The 23443-nt window shown below is 43.4% G+C and carries 27 protein-coding genes; 14 read left to right on the top strand and 13 right to left on the bottom strand.

The genetic code is table 11. The features are described from left to right. Window positions 1-7: 7 nt before the first annotated feature. The 3 genes from LLH06_RS00530 to dinB form a co-directional block, all read right to left on the bottom strand. Window positions 8-550, bottom strand: a complete 543-nt coding sequence (locus tag LLH06_RS00530; RefSeq protein ID WP_228171283.1) for a DUF4199 domain-containing protein — start codon at window positions 548-550, stop codon at window positions 8-10. Between the two features lie 116 nt (window positions 551-666). After that, window positions 667-1143, bottom strand: coding sequence for a response regulator transcription factor (locus LLH06_RS20725; protein ID WP_317206698.1), 477 nt, complete (start codon window positions 1141-1143; stop codon window positions 667-669). Window positions 1144-1223: 80 nt separating this feature from the next. Further along, window positions 1224-2327 (bottom strand): DNA polymerase IV, encoded by a 1104-nt coding sequence (dinB, locus tag LLH06_RS00520; RefSeq protein ID WP_228171282.1) that lies wholly within the window; start codon window positions 2325-2327, stop codon window positions 1224-1226. 167 nt (window positions 2328-2494) lie between these two features. Between dinB and LLH06_RS00515 the strand changes: the two genes are divergently transcribed. The 7 genes from LLH06_RS00515 (at window position 2495) to LLH06_RS00485 (ending at window position 8165) form a co-directional block, all read left to right on the top strand. Then, window positions 2495-2830, top strand: coding sequence for a tRNA-binding protein (locus LLH06_RS00515; RefSeq protein ID WP_228171281.1), 336 nt, complete (start codon window positions 2495-2497; stop codon window positions 2828-2830). Next, on the top strand, window positions 2830-3306 hold the full coding sequence (locus tag LLH06_RS00510) for a nucleoside deaminase (protein ID WP_228171280.1): 477 nt from the start codon (window positions 2830-2832) through the stop codon (window positions 3304-3306). Before LLH06_RS00515 ends, LLH06_RS00510 begins: the two co-directional genes overlap by 1 nt. Before the next feature lie 79 nt (window positions 3307-3385). Continuing rightward, a complete protein-coding gene (locus tag LLH06_RS00505) occupies window positions 3386-4000 on the top strand; it encodes a superoxide dismutase (RefSeq protein WP_228171279.1) in 615 nt (204 codons plus the stop codon). Window positions 4001-4181: 181 nt separating this feature from the next. Beyond that, complete coding sequence (locus tag LLH06_RS00500) at window positions 4182-5024, top strand: SDR family NAD(P)-dependent oxidoreductase (RefSeq protein WP_228171278.1); 843 nt, start codon at window positions 4182-4184, stop codon at window positions 5022-5024. A gap of 91 nt (window positions 5025-5115) precedes the next feature. Then, window positions 5116-6027 (top strand): helix-turn-helix domain-containing protein, encoded by a 912-nt coding sequence (locus LLH06_RS00495; protein ID WP_228171277.1) that lies wholly within the window; start codon window positions 5116-5118, stop codon window positions 6025-6027. Between the two features lie 127 nt (window positions 6028-6154). Then, on the top strand, window positions 6155-7153 hold the full coding sequence (locus tag LLH06_RS00490) for a quinone oxidoreductase family protein (RefSeq protein ID WP_228171276.1): 999 nt from the start codon (window positions 6155-6157) through the stop codon (window positions 7151-7153). A gap of 1 nt (window position 7154) precedes the next feature. Beyond that, window positions 7155-8165: a ferredoxin--NADP reductase gene (locus tag LLH06_RS00485; RefSeq protein ID WP_228171275.1), complete on the top strand. Its 1011-nt coding sequence runs from the start codon at window positions 7155-7157 to the stop codon at window positions 8163-8165. Window positions 8166-8193: 28 nt separating this feature from the next. Here LLH06_RS00485 and LLH06_RS00480 read toward each other — a convergent pair whose 3' ends face one another. Further along, window positions 8194-9102 (bottom strand): DsbA family protein, encoded by a 909-nt coding sequence (locus tag LLH06_RS00480; RefSeq protein ID WP_228171274.1) that lies wholly within the window; start codon window positions 9100-9102, stop codon window positions 8194-8196. Between the two features lie 143 nt (window positions 9103-9245). Between LLH06_RS00480 and LLH06_RS00475 the strand changes: the two genes are divergently transcribed. Beyond that, complete coding sequence (locus LLH06_RS00475) at window positions 9246-9557, top strand: winged helix-turn-helix transcriptional regulator (RefSeq protein ID WP_228171273.1); 312 nt, start codon at window positions 9246-9248, stop codon at window positions 9555-9557. Window positions 9558-9621: 64 nt separating this feature from the next. On the opposite strand, the gene LLH06_RS00470 is transcribed toward LLH06_RS00475, so the two are convergent. Beyond that, window positions 9622-10305: a hypothetical protein gene (locus LLH06_RS00470; RefSeq protein WP_228171272.1), complete on the bottom strand. Its 684-nt coding sequence runs from the start codon at window positions 10303-10305 to the stop codon at window positions 9622-9624. Window positions 10306-10854: 549 nt separating this feature from the next. Here LLH06_RS00470 and LLH06_RS00465 point away from each other — a divergent pair. Continuing rightward, entirely contained in the window at window positions 10855-11802 is a 948-nt protein-coding gene (locus tag LLH06_RS00465) for an aldo/keto reductase (protein WP_228171271.1), read from the top strand. Window positions 11803-12367: 565 nt separating this feature from the next. Here LLH06_RS00465 and LLH06_RS00460 read toward each other — a convergent pair. After that, window positions 12368-12961 carry a hypothetical protein gene (locus tag LLH06_RS00460; RefSeq protein ID WP_228171270.1) on the bottom strand — a complete coding sequence of 198 codons (594 nt, stop codon included), beginning with the start codon at window positions 12959-12961 and terminating at the stop codon, window positions 12368-12370. 601 nt (window positions 12962-13562) lie between these two features. Then, window positions 13563-14681: a hypothetical protein gene (locus LLH06_RS00455; protein ID WP_228171269.1), complete on the bottom strand. Its 1119-nt coding sequence runs from the start codon at window positions 14679-14681 to the stop codon at window positions 13563-13565. A 156-nt stretch (window positions 14682-14837) separates the two neighbouring features. Here LLH06_RS00455 and LLH06_RS00450 point away from each other — a divergent pair, with 156 nt between their 5' ends. Together LLH06_RS00450 and LLH06_RS00445 are read left to right on the top strand one after the other, a co-directional pair. Next, complete coding sequence (locus LLH06_RS00450) at window positions 14838-16328, top strand: hypothetical protein (protein ID WP_228171268.1); 1491 nt, start codon at window positions 14838-14840, stop codon at window positions 16326-16328. A gap of 5 nt (window positions 16329-16333) precedes the next feature. Further along, window positions 16334-16915 carry a hypothetical protein gene (locus tag LLH06_RS00445; protein WP_228171267.1) on the top strand — a complete coding sequence of 194 codons (582 nt, stop codon included), beginning with the start codon at window positions 16334-16336 and terminating at the stop codon, window positions 16913-16915. Here LLH06_RS00445 and LLH06_RS00440 read toward each other — a convergent pair. Then, window positions 16907-17578, bottom strand: coding sequence for an N-6 DNA methylase (locus LLH06_RS00440; protein WP_228171266.1), 672 nt, complete (start codon window positions 17576-17578; stop codon window positions 16907-16909). The genes LLH06_RS00445 and LLH06_RS00440 overlap by 9 nt on opposite strands. A 322-nt stretch (window positions 17579-17900) precedes the next feature. Between LLH06_RS00440 and LLH06_RS00435 the strand changes: the two genes are divergently transcribed. After that, window positions 17901-19214, top strand: a complete 1314-nt coding sequence (locus tag LLH06_RS00435; protein ID WP_228171265.1) for a hypothetical protein — start codon at window positions 17901-17903, stop codon at window positions 19212-19214. Between the two features lie 350 nt (window positions 19215-19564). Here LLH06_RS00435 and LLH06_RS00430 read toward each other — a convergent pair whose 3' ends face one another. After that, window positions 19565-19972 carry a DUF7660 family protein gene (locus LLH06_RS00430; protein ID WP_228171264.1) on the bottom strand — a complete coding sequence of 136 codons (408 nt, stop codon included), beginning with the start codon at window positions 19970-19972 and terminating at the stop codon, window positions 19565-19567. 500 nt (window positions 19973-20472) lie between these two features. Here LLH06_RS00430 and LLH06_RS00425 point away from each other — a divergent pair, with 500 nt between their 5' ends. After that, window positions 20473-20859 (top strand): hypothetical protein, encoded by a 387-nt coding sequence (locus LLH06_RS00425; protein ID WP_228171263.1) that lies wholly within the window; start codon window positions 20473-20475, stop codon window positions 20857-20859. A gap of 366 nt (window positions 20860-21225) precedes the next feature. Further along, window positions 21226-21624, top strand: coding sequence for a hypothetical protein (locus LLH06_RS00420; protein WP_228171262.1), 399 nt, complete (start codon window positions 21226-21228; stop codon window positions 21622-21624). A 229-nt stretch (window positions 21625-21853) separates the two neighbouring features. Here the strand turns inward: LLH06_RS00420 and LLH06_RS00415 are convergent, their stop codons facing one another. The 4 genes from LLH06_RS00415 to LLH06_RS00400 all read right to left on the bottom strand — a co-directional run bounded on the left by LLH06_RS00415 (window position 21854) and on the right by LLH06_RS00400 (window position 23394). After that, window positions 21854-22405: a hypothetical protein gene (locus LLH06_RS00415; RefSeq protein ID WP_228171261.1), complete on the bottom strand. Its 552-nt coding sequence runs from the start codon at window positions 22403-22405 to the stop codon at window positions 21854-21856. A gap of 140 nt (window positions 22406-22545) precedes the next feature. After that, complete coding sequence (locus tag LLH06_RS00410; RefSeq protein ID WP_228171260.1) at window positions 22546-22686, bottom strand: hypothetical protein; 141 nt, start codon at window positions 22684-22686, stop codon at window positions 22546-22548. A gap of 91 nt (window positions 22687-22777) precedes the next feature. Beyond that, complete coding sequence (locus tag LLH06_RS00405; protein ID WP_228171259.1) at window positions 22778-23191, bottom strand: hypothetical protein; 414 nt, start codon at window positions 23189-23191, stop codon at window positions 22778-22780. A gap of 11 nt (window positions 23192-23202) precedes the next feature. Continuing rightward, window positions 23203-23394, bottom strand: coding sequence for a hypothetical protein (locus tag LLH06_RS00400; protein WP_228171258.1), 192 nt, complete (start codon window positions 23392-23394; stop codon window positions 23203-23205). Window positions 23395-23443 lie beyond the last annotated feature (49 nt).

Genomic DNA, 23443 nt, shown 5'->3' with positions numbered 1-23443 from the left:
AGACCCCTCAGGCCATAACGGCCGCCGGTGCTTTAGGTTTGCGTTTCAGGATCAATGCACTGATCAGTGTCATGACCAGGGCTACTGGTATCACTTCCATATAAGTAAGGGCGATCACACCAAAAGGCGTCTTATATGCATCACGATACCAAGCCATTTCAGCTATTTGCTTGTTGATCTCGGCCTGTGAGGCGCCGTCACGCTGTGCCTGGGTGATCACATGCTTCATGTAGGTTTCCATAAAATCGGGCATAAATAGGTAGAACTCGAACAGCCACACGATCACATACATGGTAGAGGCCACCAGCGCCATTAACCCACCGATCTTGAAAGCCTCGCCAAAGGTGATCACACCGCCATTAAAACGGTCGCGGTAGTTTTTGATGCCGACGAATACGAACGAGAAGGCCAGCAACATACCGGTGTAACCCAGCACCATGCCTATATCCTGCCGCTCTGGGTGGCTGTGGCACATAACGCTCGAGAAGACCATAAAACCGGTTATCACCAACCCCGATAACAACCCGAATATCCAAATACTCTTTTTCATTTGTTGAAGTGTTTTTATGGCTCAAAAGTGTGTCATCACCCGCTTTTGCCGGTCATACTTTAGGATGATTTTGACTTTTTCAGTGCTCATTCATGCTTTGGGATGACGAACCAGTGCTATGCGATCAGCCCGATACGCTTGGCTTTCTCTACTGCCTGTGTGCGTCGCTTGGCTTCCAGTTTTTCAAATAGCCTTGCCGAATGTGTTTTAACAGTATTGACAGATACAAAGAGTTTTTCGGCGATCTCCTGGTTACTTAACCCATCGGCCATCAACTGCAACACCTCCAATTCACGGCGGCTCATGTTGGTCTCGGTAAGCGCCTCCTTATTCAACACAAAATCGTCTTTGGCCGTATCGATAAACACCGGCACCTCCACGATCTGCTCTGTTACGGTAGGCTTGGCCAACTTAAGTGCCAGCCAAACACCCAGTGCCATGAACAGCACGGCAATGATACCGGCATAGATCTCGAACGAGTGCCGCATGATCAGCAACTTGAACTCGAGCCACTTCAGCACGAACAGGGCCAACGCCAGCGATATGCTGTAAGCAATGGTCTGTTTGTGTTTACTCAGAAAAGTACCTGCCACGTAAAACGATAATTGGTTCACCCGAAAGTAAGAATTTTAAGGATCTGACGAAAGTGGACGGTACAGCTCACTTGCGTCCGTTAGAACAACGTCAGCTGATCGGGGTCGCCTGCATTACTTATCCTTGGCGGCAGATCGCCAAAGTTGGATACCGATATACCCAGTAGCCGGATCTTCACTTCATCAAGTCCTGTTGCTTCCAACAACTCTTTGGCGGTGCGCTGCAGCGTATCTACATCGCCCACTGGTTCGGTAAAAGAGCGATTGCGGGTGATCTGTTTAAAATCATGGTATTTGATCTTGAGCGTAACAGTGCGGCCCTTCAGCGCATAACGTTCCAGCCGATCGGCTACCGTTCGGGCGATCTTGTCCAGCTCGGCGCTCATCTCGTCCAGTTCTGTCAGGTCGTAAGCAAAGGTATCTTCGGCCCCCATTGATTTGGTCTCACGGTGGGGCTGCACCGGGCGGTCGTCTATCCCCCTAACGATGCGGTAATAAAAGTGACCCGCTTTGCCAAAGCTTTTTACTAACTCATCCTCTGTAAGCTGTTTCAGGTCGAGGCCGGTATGCAGGCCCATCTTCTTCATCTTTTCGGCGGTCACCTTACCCACTCCAAAGAATTTTTCTACCGGCAGTGCCTCCATGAACCCTTCGATGGCCGATGGACCGATGAACTTTAATCCATTAGGTTTATTAATATCCGATGCGATCTTAGCCACGAACTTGTTGACCGATACACCCGCCGACGCTGTCAGCTGTAATTCATCGGCAATGGCCTGTTTGATTTGCTGTGCCACTTCAATGGCCGACCCTATATTCAACTTATCTTCAGTGACATCCAGATAGGCCTCATCTAATGATAGCGGCTCGATAAGGTCGGTATAACGGCCAAATATCTCACGGATGTGTTGCGATACCTCTTTATAGACCGCAAATCGTGGCCGCACAAAGATCACATGCGGGCAAAGCTGCTGCGCCTTTTTGGCCGACATGGCCGATCGCACCCCATACTTGCGTGCCTCATAACTGGCCGTAGCCACTACGCCACCCCTACCCTCCGGGGAGCCGCCCACCGCGATAGGCTTACCCCGATACTCCGGGTAATCACGCTGCTCCACCGATGCATAAAAAGCATCCATATCGATATGGATGATCTTACGGTAAGTGGTTTCGGGCGAGGGCATGAGCAAAGATAAAGCGTCTGTCTCACAAACCCGCCATCCGAGGCCCGGAGCGGTCTTTGTAAAAGCTTATGCTTGCATACGCAGAAATCACTTCGTGCCTCGCGATGACGTAAAATATTAAGGCCTCTCCTTTGGAGAGGGTTGGGAGAGGTTCTATATTTGCCCTCATGCAAACTATCACCTGGGCCGACTTTGAGAAAGTGGAACTGCGGGCGGGCACCATCATTGAGGTGGCCGATTTCCCCGCGGCACGCAAGCCGGCCTATCAGCTAACGGTAGATTTTGGTCCGTTGGGCATTAAACGCTCAAGCGCCCAGATCACTAAGCATTATACTAAAGAAGAATTGATCGGCCGCCAGATACTGGGCGTGGTCAACTTTCCCGAAAAGCAGATAGCCAATTTTATGTCGCAGTTCCTGGTCACCGGCCTAGCCGACGAGAATGGCGACATCGTACTCACCGCTGTTGAGCGCCCCGTGCCTAACGGCAGCAAACTGATCTGATGCGTTATATCAATTTTGATAACGAGAACACCCTCTCGCCCGACGAGTTCTTTATGGCCGAAGCCCTGCGTGAAGCACGCTTGGCCTATGCCGAGGACGAGATACCGATCGGCGCGATCGTGACCTGCCAGGGTAAGATCATTGGCCGTGGGCATAACCTGACCGAACGGTTGAACGATGTATCGGCCCACGCCGAAATGCAGGCCTTTACGGCTGCTGCCAACTACCTTGGCGGTAAATACCTGAAGGATTGCACCCTGTATGTGACCTTGGAACCCTGCGTGATGTGCGCCGGCGCATCGTACTGGTTCCAAGTTGGTAAGATCGTGTTCGGCGCGTATGATACACGCATGGGTTTCGGGCGTTTGAACCAGAAAGTTACCCACCCCAAGACCATCATTACCGGCGGTATACGGGAGAACGAATGTGCCGAACTGGTGCGTGAATTCTTCCGGAACAAGCGGACAAAAACTTAACAATAATCTGAACAATTATGAGGGTCAACCCTTTATATTTGCGACGATACATCTTTTTTAACCTTAAAAAATAGTCACTATGGCATTTGAATTACCGGCGTTACCATACGCTACCGACGCTCTGGAACCGCACATCGATAAAGCCACTATGGAGATCCACCATGGTAAGCACCACCAAGCTTATGTTACCAACCTGAACAAAGCTTTAGAAGGTAAACCAGAGGCTAATAGCAGCATCGAAGAGATCGTTAAACATATATCTAAGTTCCCTGCAGCCGTACGTAACAACGGTGGTGGTCACTATAACCACACTTTATTCTGGACCTTGCTGTCGCCTAACGGTGGTGGCGAGCCTACCGGCGAACTGGCTGACGCGATCAAAAGCACTTTCGGTTCATTTGACGAATTGAAGACCAAGATGAACGAAGCTGGTGCTACCCGTTTTGGTTCGGGCTGGGCTTGGTTAGTAGTAACTGCCGATAAAAAACTGGCCGTTACCTCAACCCCTAACCAGGACAATCCATTGATGGACCTTCCTGAGATCACTGTAAAAGGCACCCCGATCTTGGGTATCGATGTTTGGGAGCATGCTTATTACCTGAAATATCAGAACAAGCGTCCTGACTACTTAGCAGCCATCTGGAACGTGATCAACTGGAACCACGTTGCCGAGCTGTACAAAAAAGCTAAATAAGCATCCGCCCAGGTCCTCACTGGAAGGGAGCATCAAAACAACAAAGCCATTGCAGGTATACTTGCAGTGGCTTTGTCGTTTCTGATCCACATGTATTCTCATTTTGGCTACAAAACACCTCATTTAAGCTACATGTAAATATGCTTATCTCTTCAAATTTGTTCTATCAAAACGATACATTATGAAAGAGCAAAAAGAAAGTAAGATATGGTTCATTACGGGAGCTTCCCGTGGTTTTGGCAGCGTTTGGACCCAAGCTGCACTTGAACGCGGCGATAAGGTCGCGGCCACTGCACGTAAATTAGAGAGCATCGCCCACTTGAACGAGAAATATGGCGACAATGTACTGACCCTTGAGCTTGACGTTACCAACGCCGATCAGGCCAAAGCAGCGGTAGAACAGGCGCATGCACATTTTGGCAGGCTGGACATTGTGCTTAACAATGCAGGATATTCATTGGTAAGCACCATTGAAGAAGCCAATGCCGATGAGATACGTGCTTTATACGAGACCAATGTGATCGGCCCCGTCTCGGTCATACAAGCGGCGTTGCCGTTGTTGCGTCAACAAGGCGGCGGTCATATCATCGGTACCTCAAGCAATTTAGGGCATGTAACGCTGCCTGTGATCGGTTACTATTGTTCATCAAAATGGGCCTTTGAGGCCATTCACGAAAGTTTGGCAGCCGAGGTAAAGGACTTTGGCATTAAGGTCACCATTATTGAGCCGGGTGCTTATGCTACCGAATTTGGCAGCCAGGATTCGCTCAAGTTCTCACAAGGCCTTGACATCTATACCGACTATAAAGATAAATTTTTCGGTAGCTTACGTACAATGGAACGGGGAGACCCTGAAGCAACGCCTGAAGCTGTGTTTAAGATCGTTGATGCCGAGAACCCGCCTTTGCGCTTCTTTTTAGGTAGCCATTGCTTACCGTGGGTTAAAGAGGCATACGCCGAACGCCTGGCCACCTGGGAAGAATGGAAAGAGGTGTCTGACCAAGCGCAGGGAGTGTCTAAATAAAAAATGACATTACAGAACCCTTAATAATTTGATGAACATCAGCAAATGACCGATATTGACCAATACCGGTCATTTGTTATTGAATTTAGCTATGAAAAAGCAAGAGAACGTTCCCCATAAATTTACGTCGCTGGCTGATGCACACCGGGCGTTCGGATTACCCGCGCCAAAGCATCCGTTGATAAGCTTGATCAACGGTGCTCATGGCCAGTCTGGTCCGCCACAGCATCATGTGCTTGGTTTTTATAAGATCTCGTGCAAACCTAAGCTCAGCGGAAAATTAAGATATGGGCAAAGCCAATATGATTTTGATGAAGGTGGAATGCTTTTCGCGTCGCCGGGGCAGATCATTGGGCGTAATGATGGCGAGACCAATGTATGCTCACAATATACCTTGCTGATCCACCCCGACTTCTTTTTGGGTTATCCGCTGGCAAAAAGCATTAAGCAATACGGTTTCTTCTCCTATTCTACCAACGAGGCGTTGCACCTTTCAGAAGATGAACGCCTGATGATCACTTCCATTTTCCAGATGATAGAGAAGGAATTGAACAACCCAATTGACGAATTGAGCCAAAACGTGGTGATGGCACAAATAGAACTACTGCTTAACTATGCTAACCGGTTCTATAAAAGGCAGTTCATCACCCGCAAGATCGTGAATAATAATTTGCTGCAACAGCTTGAAGAGCTCCTGAACAATTACTTTAATAACGAGACGGCTTTGGCGTCCGGCATACCCACGGTTCAATACCTGGCCGATCAGCTCAACCTTACCCCTACCTACCTGAGCGATATGCTGCGATCGCTCACCGGTCAAAATGCACAGCAGCATATCCATTATGTACTTATTGAAAAGGCTAAAGAAAAGCTATCTACCACCAACCTGTCTGTAAGCGAGATCGCTTATAACTTGGGGTTCGAACATCCTCAGTCTTTTAGTAAGTTATTCAAATTAAAGACCAATGTGTCTCCGCTCGGGTTCAGGCAAGCCTTTAATTAATGCCATTAGCAAGGATAAAAACATCTCAAGAGGTAAGGGGTTTGATAGATACCGATAAGGTCTATCGATCTTAAGGTTATATTAAATTGCTAAATTTCGCCTGATAAGCGATAACTGACCTCTGTTTATGAAAGCCATAGTACTTGTTGGGGCTGATCAGCCTCTCACCCTTCAGGAAGTTGACAAACCCACTTTAGCCCCGGGCGAAGCTCTTGTTCAATTGAAAGCCGCAGCTCTTAACCGCCGCGATCATTGGATCAGCATTGGCAAGTATGCGGGCATCAAATACCCTACGATCTTAGGGTCTGACGGTGCCGGTGTAGTGGTAGAAGTGGCTGGCGATGCCGGACAGGAATGGCTAGGCAAAGAAGTGATCATTAACCCGGGCCATGACTGGGGCGATCACGCTGACCATCATTCCAAGGAATTCAATATTCTGGGCTTGCCGGATGACGGTACTTTTGCCGAGTATGTTAAGGTAAAGATAGAATACTTGCACCCTAAACCAGCACACCTGAGTTTTGAGCAGGCCGCCGCATTACCCTTAGCCGGATTAACCGCCTACCGTGCGTTGTTCTTTAAAGGCAAAGCCAAAAAAGGTGATAAGGTACTGGTTGTTGGGGCTGGTGCCGGTACAGGTACTTATGCCGTTCAATTTGCAGTAGCCGCAGGTTGCCAGGTATTTGTGACCTCAGGCTCCGGTGATAAGATCGAACGGGCAAGGCAATTGGGCGCAGCTGCGGGTGTGAACTACAAAGCGCAGGATTGGGCCGAAGAATTGAAACATATGGCCGGCGGCTTTGATGTGGTGATCGATAGTGCCTTAGGCCCCGACTTTGTTAAGCTACCTGACCTGATGAACGCCGGCGGTCGCATCGTGTTCTTTGGCGCTACGGCGGGCAACATACCCGAGCTTCCTGCCCGGACGCTTTTCTCCAAGCAATTACAGTTGCTGGGCACCATGATGGGTTCGCCCGACGACTTTGAGGCTATGCTTGACCTGGTTAACGAGCATAAGATCGTACCCGTGGTAGACGAGGTGTACCCCCTGGCCGATATGCAAAAGGCAGTGAATAAAATGGGGAATTCGGCACAGTTCGGTAAATTGGTGATCAGCATCAGCTAATATGCTTTCGTTACGCGTGCAGGCTATCGAGCGCAACACGGCCGATACCTCGACCTTTTACCTATTACCTGTTGATGGCGGCACTGTCAGTTATCAAGCCGGACAGTTCCTGACCTTGGTGATCGATCATCATGGCCAGGAGGTGCGTCGCTCCTATTCATTGAGCTCATCGCCGCACGAGCAGATGCTGTCATTAACCATTAAGCGTATCCCCAATGGCGAGGTGACCCGTTACCTGCATACTTACGCCCGTATAGGCGATATTTGGAAAGCTGTTGAACCGGCCGGCCGGTTCACGTTACCCGAGCCGCTGCTTGATGCACCACTCGTGTATTTTGCTGCAGGCAGTGGTATCTCCCCTATATACGCTCATTTAAAGTATCTCATCCTTCAGGGTTTCGACCGACCGGTCTATCTTTTTTACAGTAACCTGAGCGCTTCCAGTATCATCTTTAAAAAAGAATTGGATGAATTGAGTGCGGCCTCTGGTGGGCACCTAAAGATCATACACCTGATCAGTGATGAAGGTAAGCGACTGAACAATTACGTAGCCGAGAACCTGATCCGCCAGTACCTGCCCGATACGTTTAGGCAGGCTCAATACTATCTATGTGGCCCGTTCACTTACATGCGCATGGTGAGGCTTACGCTATTGTACATGCATGTAGATGACACGCACATTCACCGCGAGAACTTTGTGCTGGAGACGGTACCGTCAAGCACCACCGTGACCAATTTTGAACCGCACAAGATCCGCATTAATTTTAATGGTGAAGTTCATGACTTGGTCACCGGCGCCAACCAAACCATTCTTCAGGCGGCCTTGCAAAATGATCTGCATCTGCCATATAGTTGTGGCGCCGGTGTATGCGCCGCCTGTGCCGTAAAATGCACCTCGGGCCAAGTAACGGTAGTGAAGAATGAGGTACTGACCGATGCCGAAATGAAACAAGGCTGGATATTGACCTGTACCGGTTATGCAGCAAGCGATGACGTGCGTATCGAATATTGATAGTAACTATATCAATTACACACAAGTATCAACGTGACCATAATGGGCCGTTCTTGCTATGATATACTTGTATATGGCCGTCATTATGGGCTTGCTGTAAAAGTTGATCGGACTCCTCTATGGTTGTGCCGCTCAACTCGGCAAATTCGCATGTGGTCATTGTTTTGAATAGACCGAATAAACCTTTCAGGTCTTCGGCATGGTCCTGTTCTTTTATGTTAGGTATGAGCTTTTTAATAGCCATCTTATATACCTCATACGGCTTAGTTCCATAAGCTTTTTCGGTATCGCCTGTAGCATTGGTGAAAAATATGGTCGGGAACCCTCTCACTCCCATGCTGCGTGCCAAGGCGAGGTCTTCTTGAAATGCTCTTTGGGCCTCATTATCAAGGTCTGCCTCGAATTTGGTCAGGTCCAGATCGGCTAAAGCAGCAGCCTGCAAGATGATGTCGCGCTTAGCAATGTTCATCTTCTTCAAAAAGACCATCTCGCGCATGATGCGAAGCATCATCAGGGCTTTCTTTTCATCCTGTAGCTGCGCTGCCTTGAATGCGATAGATGGCGGATAAGAGGAGTCCAGCGGATCTTCCAGCCACACGTCACCATCTATAGGCATATTGTAATGAAGGCTCACCTCATCCCAGTGATGGGCAACGTCCGACGGCTTGCTGATGCCTCCGCTGTTATAGCTCCAGTCGGGCAGTAAGCCACCCATACGATATTCTACATGCAACACATAACCATAAGCTAACTTCAGCCTTCGTAACTGCGGCTCGATACCCCAGCATGATGAACAGATGGGATCGGTGAAGTACAGCATCTTCAGTGGCTTTTTGCCGACGTTGTTTACCTCTGTTGGTCGGTCGTTCTGTTGCGATGGCACTTCACATAAGCCGGTCTCTATATCGCAAAGCATCGGGTTGGTCTTTTTCTCCATATTGTCTTAATAAACAAATGTCCTGTCAGATTATGGCTGAAAGTCGGTAGCTTTGCGACAGCCTCATCTGATCAGGATCGCTTGATATTGATCCATAGCAAAGGTGAGGAAGACCACATTCACCATCAATAGGTCAAGAAAACATGACTACCACCTTTACCGAAAACTCAGACAATAATTGCCCGGCTCAAAGCCTCCTCAGATCACTATCAGGTAAATGGAAACCGCAATTATTTAAAATAGCCACAACAGCGCCATTGCGGTTCAATGCTTTGTTACGGCAATTAAAAGGAAGCAACAAACAGTCCTTATCAGTGGCTCTAAGAGAGTTGGAAGAGGCCGGCATCTTGCGGAAGGAGGTGATACGGCTGAAGCCCTTGAATATTGAATACACCCTTACTAAGCGGGGCAGATCAGTGATACCGATATTTTTAAGCCTCGAGGAACTGGTCTAAGTGAAGAACATAGCATTCGACCTTATCAATTAAGAACATATACAGCTCATGATTCGCGAGAGCTCTACTTCCACCATTTACGCTCTTCCTCAGCGATAGCCCGCTTGGCCTCTCGCCTATCACCAGAATAAGCTTTTACATAGTTCTGCCAGCCATTCTTGATGAAGCGCTCATTAATATAAACATCCCCAACCCCTGTATCCAGTTGCTCGCTATTGGGCATTCTGAAGTCGCCCCAGTTACAGATCTTGCTTTGATGTGTTGTGTAGCTTGTCCAAACAGCTGTGCACTGGTTGTTGCAATAACCATCCGCAACAAAGTTGATAGCATCATACAAAAGGTTATCCCGCTTGTCTAAACACCAGTTACTTATCATTTGCCCTTTGATCATCCCACTGTGCTTTTGGGCACTATCTTCTTTTAGCTCCACCTTGCAAACAACCTCACCTTGCCTATATCTTGGGTCGTCAGATCCTTTGAAGAGTTGCGCCTTGACGATAGTAATAGTGCCTTTAATATTACAGATATGATCTTTAACTCTCGTTTTGCCTTGCACCAGATATTTGTAAGGATCAGAGGTGTCCTTCCGGACAGAAGTATAATGAATATAGAATCGCTGATGATCAGTTCCTATGTAGCCTAAGGGTTCAGGAAAAGGTTCAGTTTCTATGATGTCATCTGAACCATGGGTAACGATCGCATCAGCTCGCCAAAGCTTCGAAAGGTCATACCGCTTAATAGAAGCCATGTAGTTGACCGACGGTCGGTCTTGAGCAATGGTATTTAGGCTAAATGCGATCAGCCCAAACATAACGGTTAGTATACGTTTCATAAGATCTGGTTCTCTAAGATAGTCAACCGAATAACGAACGCAAGAACATAACCCTATATAAAGCTTCTCGCAAGTTGGGTAAAAAGATGAGCGTATGACCAGTTTTTCGAAACGCCTAAGGCCTTTTGCGACAAGCGGTCAAGCCAAACTTACCACTAAGGCAGTGCTGGACACTTGTCTCATTCTATTGTTTAATCGTATCAAATTCAACTGATAGTCAAAGTCTATAACAATATAATTTATTAATTATCAGTGGTTTATATAAAAATCCTTTTATCTGTATCGATCATCCTATGTCCTCCTGTATATATGGAGATCGTCTTAATTGTATAAGTTTGATTTAACCAATCAAAGGCTTAGTATCAATTTATTCGCTATCGCATGATCTGCTTTTGGCAGACACCTTAAGCTTGCTTTACAACAGTGTCTAAAAATACTACCGAGTAATATCGAAATCATAATGCTATGGATATCAAGAACCAACAAAAAGAGATAAACCGCCGAGATTTTTTACAAAAAAGCGCGGTGTTCGCAACCTCTGCTATCCTTTTACCTTTTTTGGGTGATAGTGCATATGGTGCTATAGATCTTATGAAAGACAATAGTACGGTCCCAACCGTTAAACTCAATAACGGTCTACTTATGCCAACTCTGGGTTTTGGCACTTACTCTTTAAGGAATGAGATATGTGAACGTTCTGTGGCTGAAGCGATATCGGTAGGTTATCGCCTTATCGATACGGCAAGCAGGTATGGCAACGAAACATTTGTTGGATCAGGGATAAAAAAAAGCGGTATCAAAAGAGAAGAACTGTTCATCACGTCAAAAATTTGGGTAGATGATGCTGGATATGAAAAGGCCAAAACAGCTTTTGAAACGTCTTTGAAAAAACTGGATACTGACTATTTGGACCTGTATCTGATCCATCGGCCAAGAGGTGATTTTAAAGGTTCGTGGAGAATGATGGAAGAGCTTTACAAGGAGGGTAAGATAAAAGCTATAGGTATAAGTAATTTCACACCAGCTCAATATGAGGACCTAATGTCCGTAGCGAAGATCAAACCCGCCGTAAATCAAATCGAGACCCATGCTTTCTTCCAAGAGAAGGATTCCTATACTTATATGAACACTCACGGGGTACGAACGGAAGCCTGGGCACCATTCGCAGAGGGAAGAAATGGCCTCTTTACGAACCAGGCATTAGCTGATATTGGCAAAAAACATAATAAAAGCAATGCCCAGGTAAGTTTAAGGTGGCATTACCAACGAGGAGTAGTTGCTATACCCAGAACTGTTCAAAAAGCACATATGACCGAGAATTTAAACATTTTCGACTTTAAGCTCAGTGAGTCTGAGATGAAAGCCATCTCAGCTTTAGATCTAAATGTCTCTCAATTCCCGGAGTGGACATGAACATACGGACACTGTTTGTTCACTTGCCTTATCTTCATTCTTTATAATTTACGAACGTCGATACCGATCAGTTTATATCAGGTAGGGCCGTTTGCATATCCCTTATCAAACAAAAAAAGCATATCTGACCGGTTCACTAACCTTTCAAATATGCTTTTACTTTTTGTCGGGATGGCAGGATTTGAACCTACGACCTCCAGCACCCCATGATTGCGATATACTGTCGTTGATGTTGTTAAATCTGTTAATAAACGCACTATTTGAAGTTATACGATAGTGTCAACCGTATATATCACCGTATACAAAACGATGTCTACTACTCAAAGATACTTGTTTCATGTTATATGAAGTTAAGTGAATAAAAGAATTATCGTGCCCATACACACTTATAGCAATCAAGTGCAAGATGGCAAACGAATAAATGAAGGGCTGTGAGTGAGGCTGTGTTTATGCGGGAAGCTCTTGCACGCTATAGCAGCTATAAGTGTAACTTTGCTGAGTAATTCGACTATTCCTAAATCCTGCTTTAGGGTTTGTGTTCTAAAAAGAGTCATTAAGAATTTATTCAAGGTAAGTTCTTGTATTTAATAAAAGCATCACTGTAGAGTTCCAATAGATATTCCTCCAACCAATTGTAGAATGCGGCAATACGATTATAGTGCTCTACCAATAACTCTTTAATTCTGATATCCCCTTCTAAAGAGTTCAGGTATAAATAAGATTGAGCGTTCCAACCTTTCCATTTCAATAATGATGACCTACTCCACATTAGGTCTCCAACGATTAATCGACCATCCAACTGCTTAACTTCTCTCATTGTTAAAGGAAGAGAGTGGTGTAAAGTGTAATTTCTTAAATCCTTTAAGAAATTATTTGACGGTAGCGTTGCTAAATCACTTTGTATTCGCTTCCTCACAGTCTCAGAAGCTTCATGACACTTCTTCAGAAGAACTCGACAATGATCTGTCAGCGTTGCAAATGATGATAAGTAATTGTGTAGATAACGTAAAAAGTCTTTAGACCTTGTTTTATAATTGTCCAACACCATGTGCAAATCATGAAAGTTGTTTTCATAAATATCCTTCACCCCTTCAAAAAGATCGATTTGAAGCACTTTATAAAAATCTTCAGTACCAAAGAAACTCATGTCCAGATTCATGTTATCAATATATAATGTGACCTACATAAATTCAAATGCATTCAACGTAGGTAATAATCCAGACGAAGCATCAGTTTGAATTGCTTATTGCTCGATAGGTGTTTAATCTATAGCAGCCAACTGATTTATTGGTTCAGCGAGTACTTCCTTAATCAATTTCTGGAATTTCAATAAGAGTATTGCGATGTTCCATTTTTCCAAAAATGTTTACGAATCTCTTTATATAAGGAAATTACAAACTTTGTGAATTTTTTGGAAATATGGTGTTACCAGGTACATCACCAATCCGCATCTGCTTGCATGGTATTGCAATGAACTTCATGCTTTTGCGCAACACACAACATATCATCTATTAAAGGTCAAACTGTTTAATGATGGTAAGATTAATAGCGTACCTCATTGATGTGGACTTTTGAGTCTTGCCTTATAGTGGAATGTGGTCTGTATTTTTAAAAGTCAACAAGGTTAAGTCAGCACTCAAGAGCTGCACATTTTTTATCCTGTACTACTTATACTATACCATGTGTTCAGAAAATGTGCAGGCAGCTTATTTGCCTTCGGTTTATTGATATATTCCGTTTCCATACCAAACACTTTCTTATCATAAGGCTGATAAGGAAACACGACTAAGTATCTTCCAGTCGTTTTCGACACGTTCAATTAGACCGATCCTTATCATGAATTTACGCTTGTTGTCATTGCAAGTAATGTAAAGTGTGGACGTCTCTAATGATTTGCTCCCAGCGGTCTCACCAGAGGTAAGCTGTAGATCTTGTTGAACATTCGTTAAATTGGTCTTCTCCCAGTCAATGTTGAGTTTCTTACCCTCATTCAAAGCCACACCAACACCTTCCAACATTGCGTTTAGTCTGCCGTTGTATATGTTCTTTAATTCTTCCTTTGAGTAATCACTAAGCGACACGCCTGATTTGATCACGTTGCTCTGCCATTCTTCGATCGTTGCGAACAAAGGAACAAATGAGGATTCATTTCCAGATCTGAATGCTGCGACAACCTGCTTCGTAAATGCTTTTAGATTTTCTGAAATTACATTCGTCACTGATGTAGACGGTAATAGTTCTGATGCTTTGAGTATGACAGAGGTATCTGCCAAATTCGTTTCTTCTTCACTATGTCCCATATCAATGTACCCGCTTGCATAGATATTCCACTCACCATTCTCTATTCTATAAAAGTCGAAGCTTAACTGTGTTTCGGAAGGGGTGTATTGCTCTTGCTCTAAATAGAATGCAATGGTTTTGTTTCGCAGATAGATAGGTCTTGAGAATGTGTATACTATAGAACAATTGTTTGCTTTCTTACGAGGCAGTTTGTTTGTCATACGTAAGACTGCATCTGCCTCAGCTTTGGATCTTAGCACTTTAGAATTAGAGAACATGCCTGACGGCCACTTAGCTGTCTTTAATTTATTAAGCTCCCCTATAATATATTGCTTCTCTGCTGCTGTAAGTAGAAGCGGAGATTGATAGTTTCCTACGTATAGTTCGCTTACAGGGAAGGTCTTGGCAGTTTTTACAAAGCTGATCGTCTTGTTAATCAGTGATGGCTCGACAGCATCCCTATAATATAAAGTATCACAAGCTCCTCTACCTTCCCATTCCTCCTTTATGTGATTCATCTTAACAAAGTCTTTAAGAGGCTGTGCTTGTGCTCTCAGCGATAGGAAAGCTAACATGACGATTATTTTTAAGTACTTCATGGTTTGGTTGAGGTTACATTATAAAGGTATAGTTTTATCATTCAACTTATTATGAATCAAATGTGCGAAATGTGACCTGCATAGATCCATTTCTCATAAGTTAATGGCATTTTAACCTGCTGGCAATATTAGAGGGTTACCTTTGTTGATATTAAAATGAAAAAGAACCTTATCGCCTTTGGAACCACCATGTTCCTCTTATCATTGCTTTTCCATTCTTGTCGAAAGATGGAACTTGTATCAGGAGTTCAATCAAATCTTCCAACAGAACTTGATACGCATTTGACGCTGAAAGCTGCAAAAGTTTACTACGACTCAGTAAACGTGACAAGCACAAAAAAAACAGAAACAGCAACACCCAATTCTTTAGAGCATATTCAACACAAGTATCCACATTTCGATCAAGGTGTCGAGATAGAAACTGGCAATTCTTATTATGTTGAGCTCCCAATGTCTTACGATGTCCGAAAAGCAATGTTGACCCCCGAAGGGCCACGGGCAGTGGTTCGATCAGAGAGAGAGAGAATTTTGAATGCTAGCTTTGACCGTTTAATTGTTTACCGTTCTAAAGCGGCGAGTAAGCTGGAGATGATGGTTGTTTCTTATATACCTGATCGCACCGCAGTTGGTAAGTTCTCCTCAGAAGTAAAGAGCAACCGATTGGGGAAGCTCGACAGGAACTTCACAGGCTGGATCATATATCAAAAGTTAGATGGTACAAAGATGTTCGGTATTAGAATAATATACGGACAAGCTGTCAAGAGAATAAAATTTCATGGGAAGCGGCCTAGGCCAGAGCAGCTTCGGAACATTAAAAAGGCAAATTCAGGCGGGTATGAGATATGTGAGGTGATAGAATGGGTTGGTTATACAGTATATTGTATAGAGAAGCGCCCGGAGATGATCGAGATCTGCGAATGGGTGGAGAACGGGGAGTACTGGACCGAAGAGAATTGTGTTTACGTACCTGGCGATACTGAGTGCTTCACCGGAGATTGTGAAAATGATACCGATGGACGCGATGTTGATAATGGAGAAAATGGCAAGAGTGACATCGTGACCAATCTTGATAATACTTGTTTGAATAACGTTTGGAAAAAGCTTAGAGCGAACTTAAATGCTGAATTTACTCATATGCTTACAGGAACCTTTGAGGTGAACGACCACATCAATTTCATAATTGATGACGGCAGGGTAGCAAATAATGCGAATGCTCAAACTGTTCCTTCGCGTCCTCCGCATACCGGAAGCAATGGTATTACCTATTTTGACGTGAAGGTCACTTTAAATGACAAAACCTTGCCGAGTTATTCGCAGGAATATGTAGCAACCGTCATACTTCATGAGGTCATGCATGCGTATATGGAAGAAAACAAGATATATTACCAGAATCAATTTATGCAGCATAGAGAGATGTTCTATGCTTATTTGGAGAACATGCGAGATGCTCTTCAAAGATTTAATGGCGATATTTCTGACCAAGAAGGCATAATACTTGCGCTCGACGGAATGAAAGATTTTATTATTACAGACCCGGAATTATATGATCTCGTGCTTCAATTTTATCACATTGATACGTATACGGCAATAAGCACGACGGGGAAATACAAGGATAAAACAAGAGGTACGTCTACAGGATGCGAATAAGTCATATGAAAAATTTGATCAAAGTGATCGCAGTTTTGGGAGTTATCCTACTGATTGCTTATCCAAAAACTGACTATGGGCAAAATCGATCGAGGTTAGTTCAAAAGGTAACATCGATATCAAGGGCGTTATATGATAATCTCTCAATTGAAGAAGCGGTCCTAGATACGCTTTGCTTCAACTCCACTGTGTTCTGTAAATTTCACTTAAATAGTGAAGGAAAGATCAACGATCTAAATATAGGGGATGCGCCGTCAAAGATCAAGGGGGCATTGGTCGAAGCATTCAAAAAAACTAACCATGCGCTCTCTCTTAGTAATTCAGAAATCCTCAAGTATAAAAAGAAGCTCTTGATCGTACCTGTAGTATTGTACTATGGGCACGGATGCATGATCAGTAATGCGCAGCTGAACGACGATCAAGCTTCGGTGACACGCAGATTGAGTATCAGCTATGAAAGGTTGAACTCAACCATGCTGAAAAGTAATTATGCGGTCGAAGACCTGCTGAAAGACGGCGACATAAATCTCGCTGAGATGGAGTGTATTTTCTTGTCTCCAATCAGTAAAGGTTACAGATCACATTAGGGCCCCACCACTCAATTCAAAAAGCCTTACCCCTGCTGCACTCGTGAGGCAATATGGCACCATGCGATCACGGATATGATCACAGGTGGCAAGTTCTTTGTCCTTTACAGGGCGAAGCCAAATACAACTTTGCTCAGGCTCTGTAAACTCTATGTAGTGAGGCATATGATAACCATCAACCAGTGTGGTGCTCACTTTGTACCCTCTGTAAAAGTCGTTGGTTAAAGAGTTCATATGTGCCATCTCTCCTTGTAAAGAATTAAGCAGCATGTTAAGCAGTGCCATTTTGCAGCAAGTTATATCAAGGTCTGCACCGTAAAGCTTAAGATGCCTGTTGATCTTTGCTGCACTCAAAAGCATCCTGCCACTACCACAAGCACAATCCATAACGCTTTGCCCATCTATTGGGTTGCTCATAGTCATGGCCGTCATCATGTCGCATATAGGGTCAGGAGTGAAATATTGTCCGTTATGACCGTTGCTAATGGCTTGCATGAAAAGTTCTCCTAACGGGTCGCAGAAGCCTTCTGAGAGGTTGCCAATGATGGTGACAAGTTGCACCAATTGTTGCACTTTGGGATGATTGCGGTAGGTATCAAGTGCTGCCTGTTGCTCAAATTCGCTATCGTGCCTTTTAAAAGGTAACAGCACCCAATCAAGCATTCTAGTGAAGCGGTGTGCAAGGATTGTCCGTAAGCAAAGCGTTCAAACTCTTTAAGTAGTCGTGTAATGTCTGTCATAGCAGTAAGTTTTAGACCGAGGAAATTCTCGAAGCAACGAACTGCTGAACGGCAGCACTAAGGCAAGGTGGAGATTGAGTAATTGCGGAGGCTCTCAACGGGATACCCAATTACGAGATACTACCTTGAAACAAAGTGCCCATGTGCGGGTGTTAAGCTAACTTTGAGTAGAGAATGCCTGAAATGAAGAGATATAACACTTGTAGCAATGCACTACAAGTGTTATATTTAAGCAACTTATTACAATGAAAAAACCATTTCTACTGCTTTCTCTTACAACTGCTATTTTAACTAGTTGTCATAAAGACAAAAACACGACTCCAACCAAAACTAAACCGGAAGGCTTAAAGATTGAAATTATTAAAGGGAATAATCAAATAGATACTTTAGGTAAGGTGCTTAAAGATAGCATCACAGTCAAGGTTACTAATAACGGTAACATTATAAAGAATGCATATATCCGCTTTCAAACCTTAGGCTGCGATAATAATACAAGTGTTGATATTCCTACTTACAAGACGGGATTGGTTAATTTTCAATGGCGGCTTAACGGCCCAGTAGGCAAACAATCGTTAAAAGTGATTTTTCTTGATTCTTTAAAGATAAAAAGGGATTCAATAGAAGCAACTGCAACTGGTATAATGCCAACTCATGGATGGTATCGCTCTTCGTGCACACCAGCCAACAATGCAATTGTGAATAGCTTATGCAAACTAAGCTCGGGTAGGTTAATAGCAGCTTTTAATGCCCATGATTATCCGTACTATTCGGATGATAATGCCATCACATGGCATCCACTTAAAACATTTCCCCTTCCAATAACACCTTTCTTATACATTAATAAATTGATAGCAACATCGACCGATGAGATATTTGCAGCGACCCAAAACAATGGTTTATACTATTCCAGAGACGGAGGTCAATCTTGGGAGATAAGAAGCGCAGGAATTACCGATATGAGATACTTTGTGGATATGAATTATACCAAAAGTGGAAAGCTAATTTATACAACGTATTTTGGAGGCATTTACTTATCTGTAAATAAAGGTGTTACATGGAAATCTATAATGACTGGCTTGTCTTATAATGACAGGTTTTACTACCCTTCAGAGCAAGTAAATGGAGATTTATATGTGGTAAACGATGTTGGAGATTTGTATAAATCTGTTAACAGTGGGATGCAGTGGAATCGGGTACTTCTAAACTTTACCTATGATGTTCAATCTTTATTTATTGACAATAACGGTTACTTCTTTGTTGGAGCGAGTAACTATTATGCCGAGCTATATCTATCTACCGATAATTCTATTTGGTCGAAAATATACACAGCTCCGCCGATTCCTGGAGTTTACAGAGAAATCCAAAAGATGAGTAAACAAGATAACGGAAAATATTACTTTTATACCTATGGCAATGGTTTAATCAGTACAAGTAATTTTAAAGTTTTCGAAAATATAGCGTCAAACTATACAGAACAATCACGTTGTTACATAACTACTAAGGATGGTAATTTGGTTATAGGTACACAGTTTAACGGTATCTATTTTAATTTACCTTAAGTAAGCTCAAAGTAACATTTAAAATGTCTCCGAAGATATTTTAGGATGCTTGGTTTAAGGAAAAGTCTCCATCAGAATTTTGCATCTCTATCAGATCATACGGTCCGTCAAAGTATCTTGATATCCTTTGCTGCAAAACGATTACTTCCATGGTGAATTAGTAGAGGTTAGATATGAACTATCATGAAAAACAATTAGAAATCTAACAATTAGGCGTAATAAACTCAATTTATGATTCTTTTATGTGTCGTCAATATTTTTGCGAAACGACCTACGAATTGAGATCTAGGTCTGTGCATGGGGAGCCGCAAGGTATACGCACAGAATGCATCACATTTTGTTATTAAAAGCTATTCATACATTGATGCACCTTTCAGTAGGTCTGCGAAAACTTTCCAACTAGGAACATCAGCATTTACAAGCTGACCGGTGTTGTCATAATATCCTTGAATATCCTCCGCATACCGGTTCAATGCATCTAAGAAGTCAACCAAATCGACGTTAATGAAGGTGGCATCGCCTGTTATCAATTGTTCTCTGAGTTTATCCACAAAGACAATAAACGAGCTGCGGTCATATATGCTAGTTTCATCAATATTCATGGTGAAAGATAAGGCTTTGTCACGAACCGACCTACGAATTGAGGAGAAGATCCTTGTAGAGATAGCACGGAGTGCGGCTACAAGGAATGCTTCACACAAAAAACTGGCGTTGGATTTGAAGCTGGGGCCTTGTGATGTTTGGTTATCAAATCCCATGACGGTTGTGAAGTCTTATCCGATGCGTAGGTGAGTAAAATTGTGGAAACCGCTTGACTTTGGTTGTAATCGAGCGTTAGCTAGATGCAACCATAGGCAGAGAAAGGTTTCATGGAGCAACACCTTTGCTTAAACTCAAAGCAAGTGACAGATTGCGAAGTGTGGGTTTATAATGACTGCACATTTTATTTGCGGGTGGTATTAGTGTAAAGGAATAGAAATAAAAATGTGCGGCATTGAGCGTTATGGCGCAGTGGAGTGAAACGTGCTTGAAGAGCTTGTTGAACGTAACAACATCTGGCGGTTGATATGAGAAGCTTAGGTGTTGCGTCATACCGATCTTCCTGCGAATAGCACGGTGGAACTGACCTAAAGATCCAGGGAATGCCTTTCTCGCTTAAACACCCTCTTCGAGCTAAGGCATTTCATGGTTCTGTCCGTACTAGCACTGACTACGATCATAGAAGATTGCTAGTTTTGGTAAAGTACCTTACGATGCTATGAGATACAAGTTAAATGACATCACACTATATTACCACCCTACAGGAGATGATGCTATCAAATTTACTATACGGCAAAATGCGATATCCGGTCGGTATGTGGAATCACTCAATGGCTATAAGCCTAAAGGCACTACTAGGATCTCGGTTCAATTAGCTGAAGAAGATAATATCGGATATTATGTTGGAAGCATTTTGTGCGCAGATGCTGCCTTTGATAAAGATGCATATTGGCGACTGGATGTCCAACAACAAGATCTAATGATCTTGAACACGATACATCGTGTGGTAATCCTGTGTGCTGATAAGTTTCTATGGGAAAAAGAACGTTTCAAAGATGCCTATCATAAAGTAAGTAATGAACTCTCATCTAAAACAGGTGAGTAACATCTACCAAAACGATATCGATTTATCGACAGAGGCTTACATCTTTCTGACCGTACTGGCACTGTCTTAACTGATTTATTCCTAACTTAGTTCAGTCAGCCTTATCATAAATGAAACTTACTATTAAAATATCAACTTACTTCGTCATTGCTTTCTTTAACATGGGTTGTTATGATCAACGATCCACTCAACCAATATCGAAGCAATATAAAACGCAAGTAATAGCAGCTATTGATACGGCACATTCATTCAGGTTGGGTAACTACTGGGCTACTCCAAGGAAGGACTTTAAATTTAACTCGCTTGAGAATACTAAAGACGACACTTTAGCCTTAGCAACCTGTAGCAATTACGTTTATTTTCCATATGGAAAGAGCACTAGCCAAGAGCTTGTTAAGTAATTTTCTACTAACTAGTAGGACAGAAGTAATGGATTCCGAGCCTATTCAATTTTATATGCTGCACCTTAAGTCCAGTAAACTTATCATATGGTTTGACAGTGATCCAGAGGCTTCCAAACATTCATATATTTTAAAAGGTGAGGTTTATGATCATGAAGTAACCTTTGATAAAGGCATCAGGATAGGCATGAGTCAGTCGGCTTTCTACAAGAAGTTCTTCGACTATTTTCCAGTGCAAGTTCATTATAGCGTTGTGGTTCTTGTATCCTGTATTGATGACATCAAACAAGTTTACACGTTTAAGGATGATAAATTGTATTCAGTGGTGTTTACCACTGATAGTTATTGGAAAGTTGACTATTAGATTCATGTATCGTTAATACAGCTACGATCAAAGAACTAATAACCAATAATGTCAGAGGTTTTGACCGTACCAATATCAACTTGCATGTAGAGCATTATACCGTAGACATAAGACATTTGCAACGGGCATTGAAACTTTGTTATATTACCAGTATAATCATCATACCACAATACGAAAACGAGTAGAGCCTACCCAATCAGGTAAGCTCCGTACTTCGGTTTGTTGACCTTTAAAGATTAGGCACCACATACTTTATATAATACTGCCTTGCGATAGCGAAGTTCAATGCATCTCTCGCATTGCCTCCGTCCATATCCTGTGTATATGAGGTAACACCTGCTCCCAGATCCCGTTGAGCTGGCTTTGCAGGGCCATCAGGTATGTCGACCAAAACATCTGTTTGCTTATCATAAAAACCCGGTATCAGGCAGTTGATCTCGAATTGAGGTGTGAAAGTTATCGGAGTCGATGCTTGCAGGTCATAACTCAATGTTTGTCTGTCATCGGTCTTATTCTTTCCTAGCGCGAACTTGATGATCATTACATCACCACTTGTAACCTTCGATAAAATGGAGGCTGTTTCGAACGTAGTGAACGCTCTTACATTTAGTTTGACCATCTGCTCATACTGTTCTTTAGTGAGCAATGAGTTTTGCTTCCTGATGGTGACCACACCATTCCACGACCAGTTCTTAGTGACTTCCTTATAAAGTTGACTGTTGCTGTTCAATGAGATGGTACTTGGCTGTATCGATTTGCCTCGACGAAATATGAATGCCAATGTCTTACCTTTTATGTAAACGTTATTGAAGTTATTGCTTTGAGTGATCGTCTTTGTCGCTGCATCAAGCAGTTTCTTGGTTATCTCACCGTTAGCATCGACCTTGGTGTAATCGACATCAAGGTAATCGGGATAGACCGCTATGAATTGCTGTCAAGGACCTCGTGTACCGGTGTTAGTGGAGTTGAGGGCTTGACCTCTTCGGTACCGTTACTGCCTCCTGATTTGGAACATGAGAATAGTGACAAGGCTGCAAAAGCCAATAGAATTGATCTTTTCATTGTTGTGATCTGTTGTTGTATGGTTTGGATTGGAATTGAATGCAGTGTGTTGTAGTAGCCTGTGATGGTCAACTTTTAAAAGGTAAACTGTCTATGTTGCCTCGGAGAGGTCCAGTTCATATCGGTTACCATGCATTCCATCCGGCGTTAGGTGAATGAATAGAACCAGGCGTTTCTCTCTCCAATAGCAAGTTGCCTTGCCATCACTAAAGGTGAAAGTTTTTTCCTTCTCTCCGTTGATCGTACTGGTGTAGTTTGAACGATAGTATATAAGCCTGTCATTAGCATGAAAAGCGAAGCTGCGACCGCTCTTATCGATGAGTAGCTTGCCAGCACCTGTACTGTCAAGATATAGAGGCTGTTCGTTATTGAGGTTTACCCTATAAAAGATGTATCGTCCTGTATATTCCGTCAGTTCGGGAGGCTGGACAGCTTTTTGTGATCCCTTGCGTAAGAGGTAGACCATTGAGGCAATTGTTAAGAGAATTGCTATTGGTGTGATCATGATCGAAAAGGCTATTCTTTTGTGGGTGGGTCGGCCAGGAACATAGCACCGTAGTATAAAAGGACGGCACCGATGACCAGTATCGTTCTTGCTGCTGTAGACCAGATGGTAAAATCTGAATTGAGTTGAGTGAATGATATGCCTGCATAAAGCAGTATCATCGAAAAGGCATATAGTATCCAGCCTCGTGTGGTATCGGACATTGGTAAAGGATTTAAATGCCACATAGTCCTAAGTGGCAGGTTAGTAATC

Source organism: Mucilaginibacter daejeonensis, assembly GCF_020783335.1.
In the GTDB taxonomy this organism is placed as follows: domain Bacteria; phylum Bacteroidota; class Bacteroidia; order Sphingobacteriales; family Sphingobacteriaceae; genus Mucilaginibacter; species Mucilaginibacter daejeonensis.
This window is presented reverse-complemented; position numbering and strand designations above follow the sequence as displayed.

Bases quoted from the DNA above. Each gene is read 5' to 3' on its own strand.
- LLH06_RS00455 (WP_228171269.1), bottom strand. From the start codon at position 14,681: ATGAAGTACTTAAAAATAATCGTCATGTTAGCTTTCCTATCGCTGAGA.
- LLH06_RS00485 (WP_228171275.1), top strand. From the start codon at position 7,155: ATGCTTTCGTTACGCGTGCAGGCTATCGAGCGCAACACGGCCGATACC.
- LLH06_RS00400 (WP_228171258.1), bottom strand. From the start codon at position 23,394: ATGTCCGATACCACACGAGGCTGGATACTATATGCCTTTTCGATGATA.
- LLH06_RS00490 (WP_228171276.1), top strand. From the start codon at position 6,155: ATGAAAGCCATAGTACTTGTTGGGGCTGATCAGCCTCTCACCCTTCAG.
- LLH06_RS00435 (WP_228171265.1), top strand. From the start codon at position 17,901: ATGAAAAAACCATTTCTACTGCTTTCTCTTACAACTGCTATTTTAACT.
- LLH06_RS00465 (WP_228171271.1), top strand. From the start codon at position 10,855: ATGGATATCAAGAACCAACAAAAAGAGATAAACCGCCGAGATTTTTTA.
- LLH06_RS00500 (WP_228171278.1), top strand. From the start codon at position 4,182: ATGAAAGAGCAAAAAGAAAGTAAGATATGGTTCATTACGGGAGCTTCC.
- LLH06_RS00530 (WP_228171283.1), bottom strand. From the start codon at position 550: ATGAAAAAGAGTATTTGGATATTCGGGTTGTTATCGGGGTTGGTGATA.
- LLH06_RS00510 (WP_228171280.1), top strand. From the start codon at position 2,830: ATGCGTTATATCAATTTTGATAACGAGAACACCCTCTCGCCCGACGAG.
- dinB (WP_228171282.1), bottom strand. From the start codon at position 2,327: ATGCCCTCGCCCGAAACCACTTACCGTAAGATCATCCATATCGATATG.
- LLH06_RS00475 (WP_228171273.1), top strand. From the start codon at position 9,246: ATGACTACCACCTTTACCGAAAACTCAGACAATAATTGCCCGGCTCAA.
- LLH06_RS00515 (WP_228171281.1), top strand. From the start codon at position 2,495: ATGCAAACTATCACCTGGGCCGACTTTGAGAAAGTGGAACTGCGGGCG.
- LLH06_RS00430 (WP_228171264.1), bottom strand. From the start codon at position 19,972: ATGGGATTTGATAACCAAACATCACAAGGCCCCAGCTTCAAATCCAAC.
- LLH06_RS00470 (WP_228171272.1), bottom strand. From the start codon at position 10,305: ATGGCTTCTATTAAGCGGTATGACCTTTCGAAGCTTTGGCGAGCTGAT.
- LLH06_RS00440 (WP_228171266.1), bottom strand. From the start codon at position 17,578: ATGCTTGATTGGGTGCTGTTACCTTTTAAAAGGCACGATAGCGAATTT.
- LLH06_RS00505 (WP_228171279.1), top strand. From the start codon at position 3,386: ATGGCATTTGAATTACCGGCGTTACCATACGCTACCGACGCTCTGGAA.
- LLH06_RS00410 (WP_228171260.1), bottom strand. From the start codon at position 22,686: ATGAAAAGATCAATTCTATTGGCTTTTGCAGCCTTGTCACTATTCTCA.
- LLH06_RS00420 (WP_228171262.1), top strand. From the start codon at position 21,226: ATGGAAAGAGCACTAGCCAAGAGCTTGTTAAGTAATTTTCTACTAACT.
- LLH06_RS00405 (WP_228171259.1), bottom strand. From the start codon at position 23,191: ATGATCACACCAATAGCAATTCTCTTAACAATTGCCTCAATGGTCTAC.
- LLH06_RS00445 (WP_228171267.1), top strand. From the start codon at position 16,334: ATGAAAAATTTGATCAAAGTGATCGCAGTTTTGGGAGTTATCCTACTG.
- LLH06_RS00480 (WP_228171274.1), bottom strand. From the start codon at position 9,102: ATGGAGAAAAAGACCAACCCGATGCTTTGCGATATAGAGACCGGCTTA.
- LLH06_RS00450 (WP_228171268.1), top strand. From the start codon at position 14,838: ATGAAAAAGAACCTTATCGCCTTTGGAACCACCATGTTCCTCTTATCA.
- LLH06_RS00495 (WP_228171277.1), top strand. From the start codon at position 5,116: ATGAAAAAGCAAGAGAACGTTCCCCATAAATTTACGTCGCTGGCTGAT.
- LLH06_RS00425 (WP_228171263.1), top strand. From the start codon at position 20,473: ATGAGATACAAGTTAAATGACATCACACTATATTACCACCCTACAGGA.
- LLH06_RS00460 (WP_228171270.1), bottom strand. From the start codon at position 12,961: ATGAATCTGGACATGAGTTTCTTTGGTACTGAAGATTTTTATAAAGTG.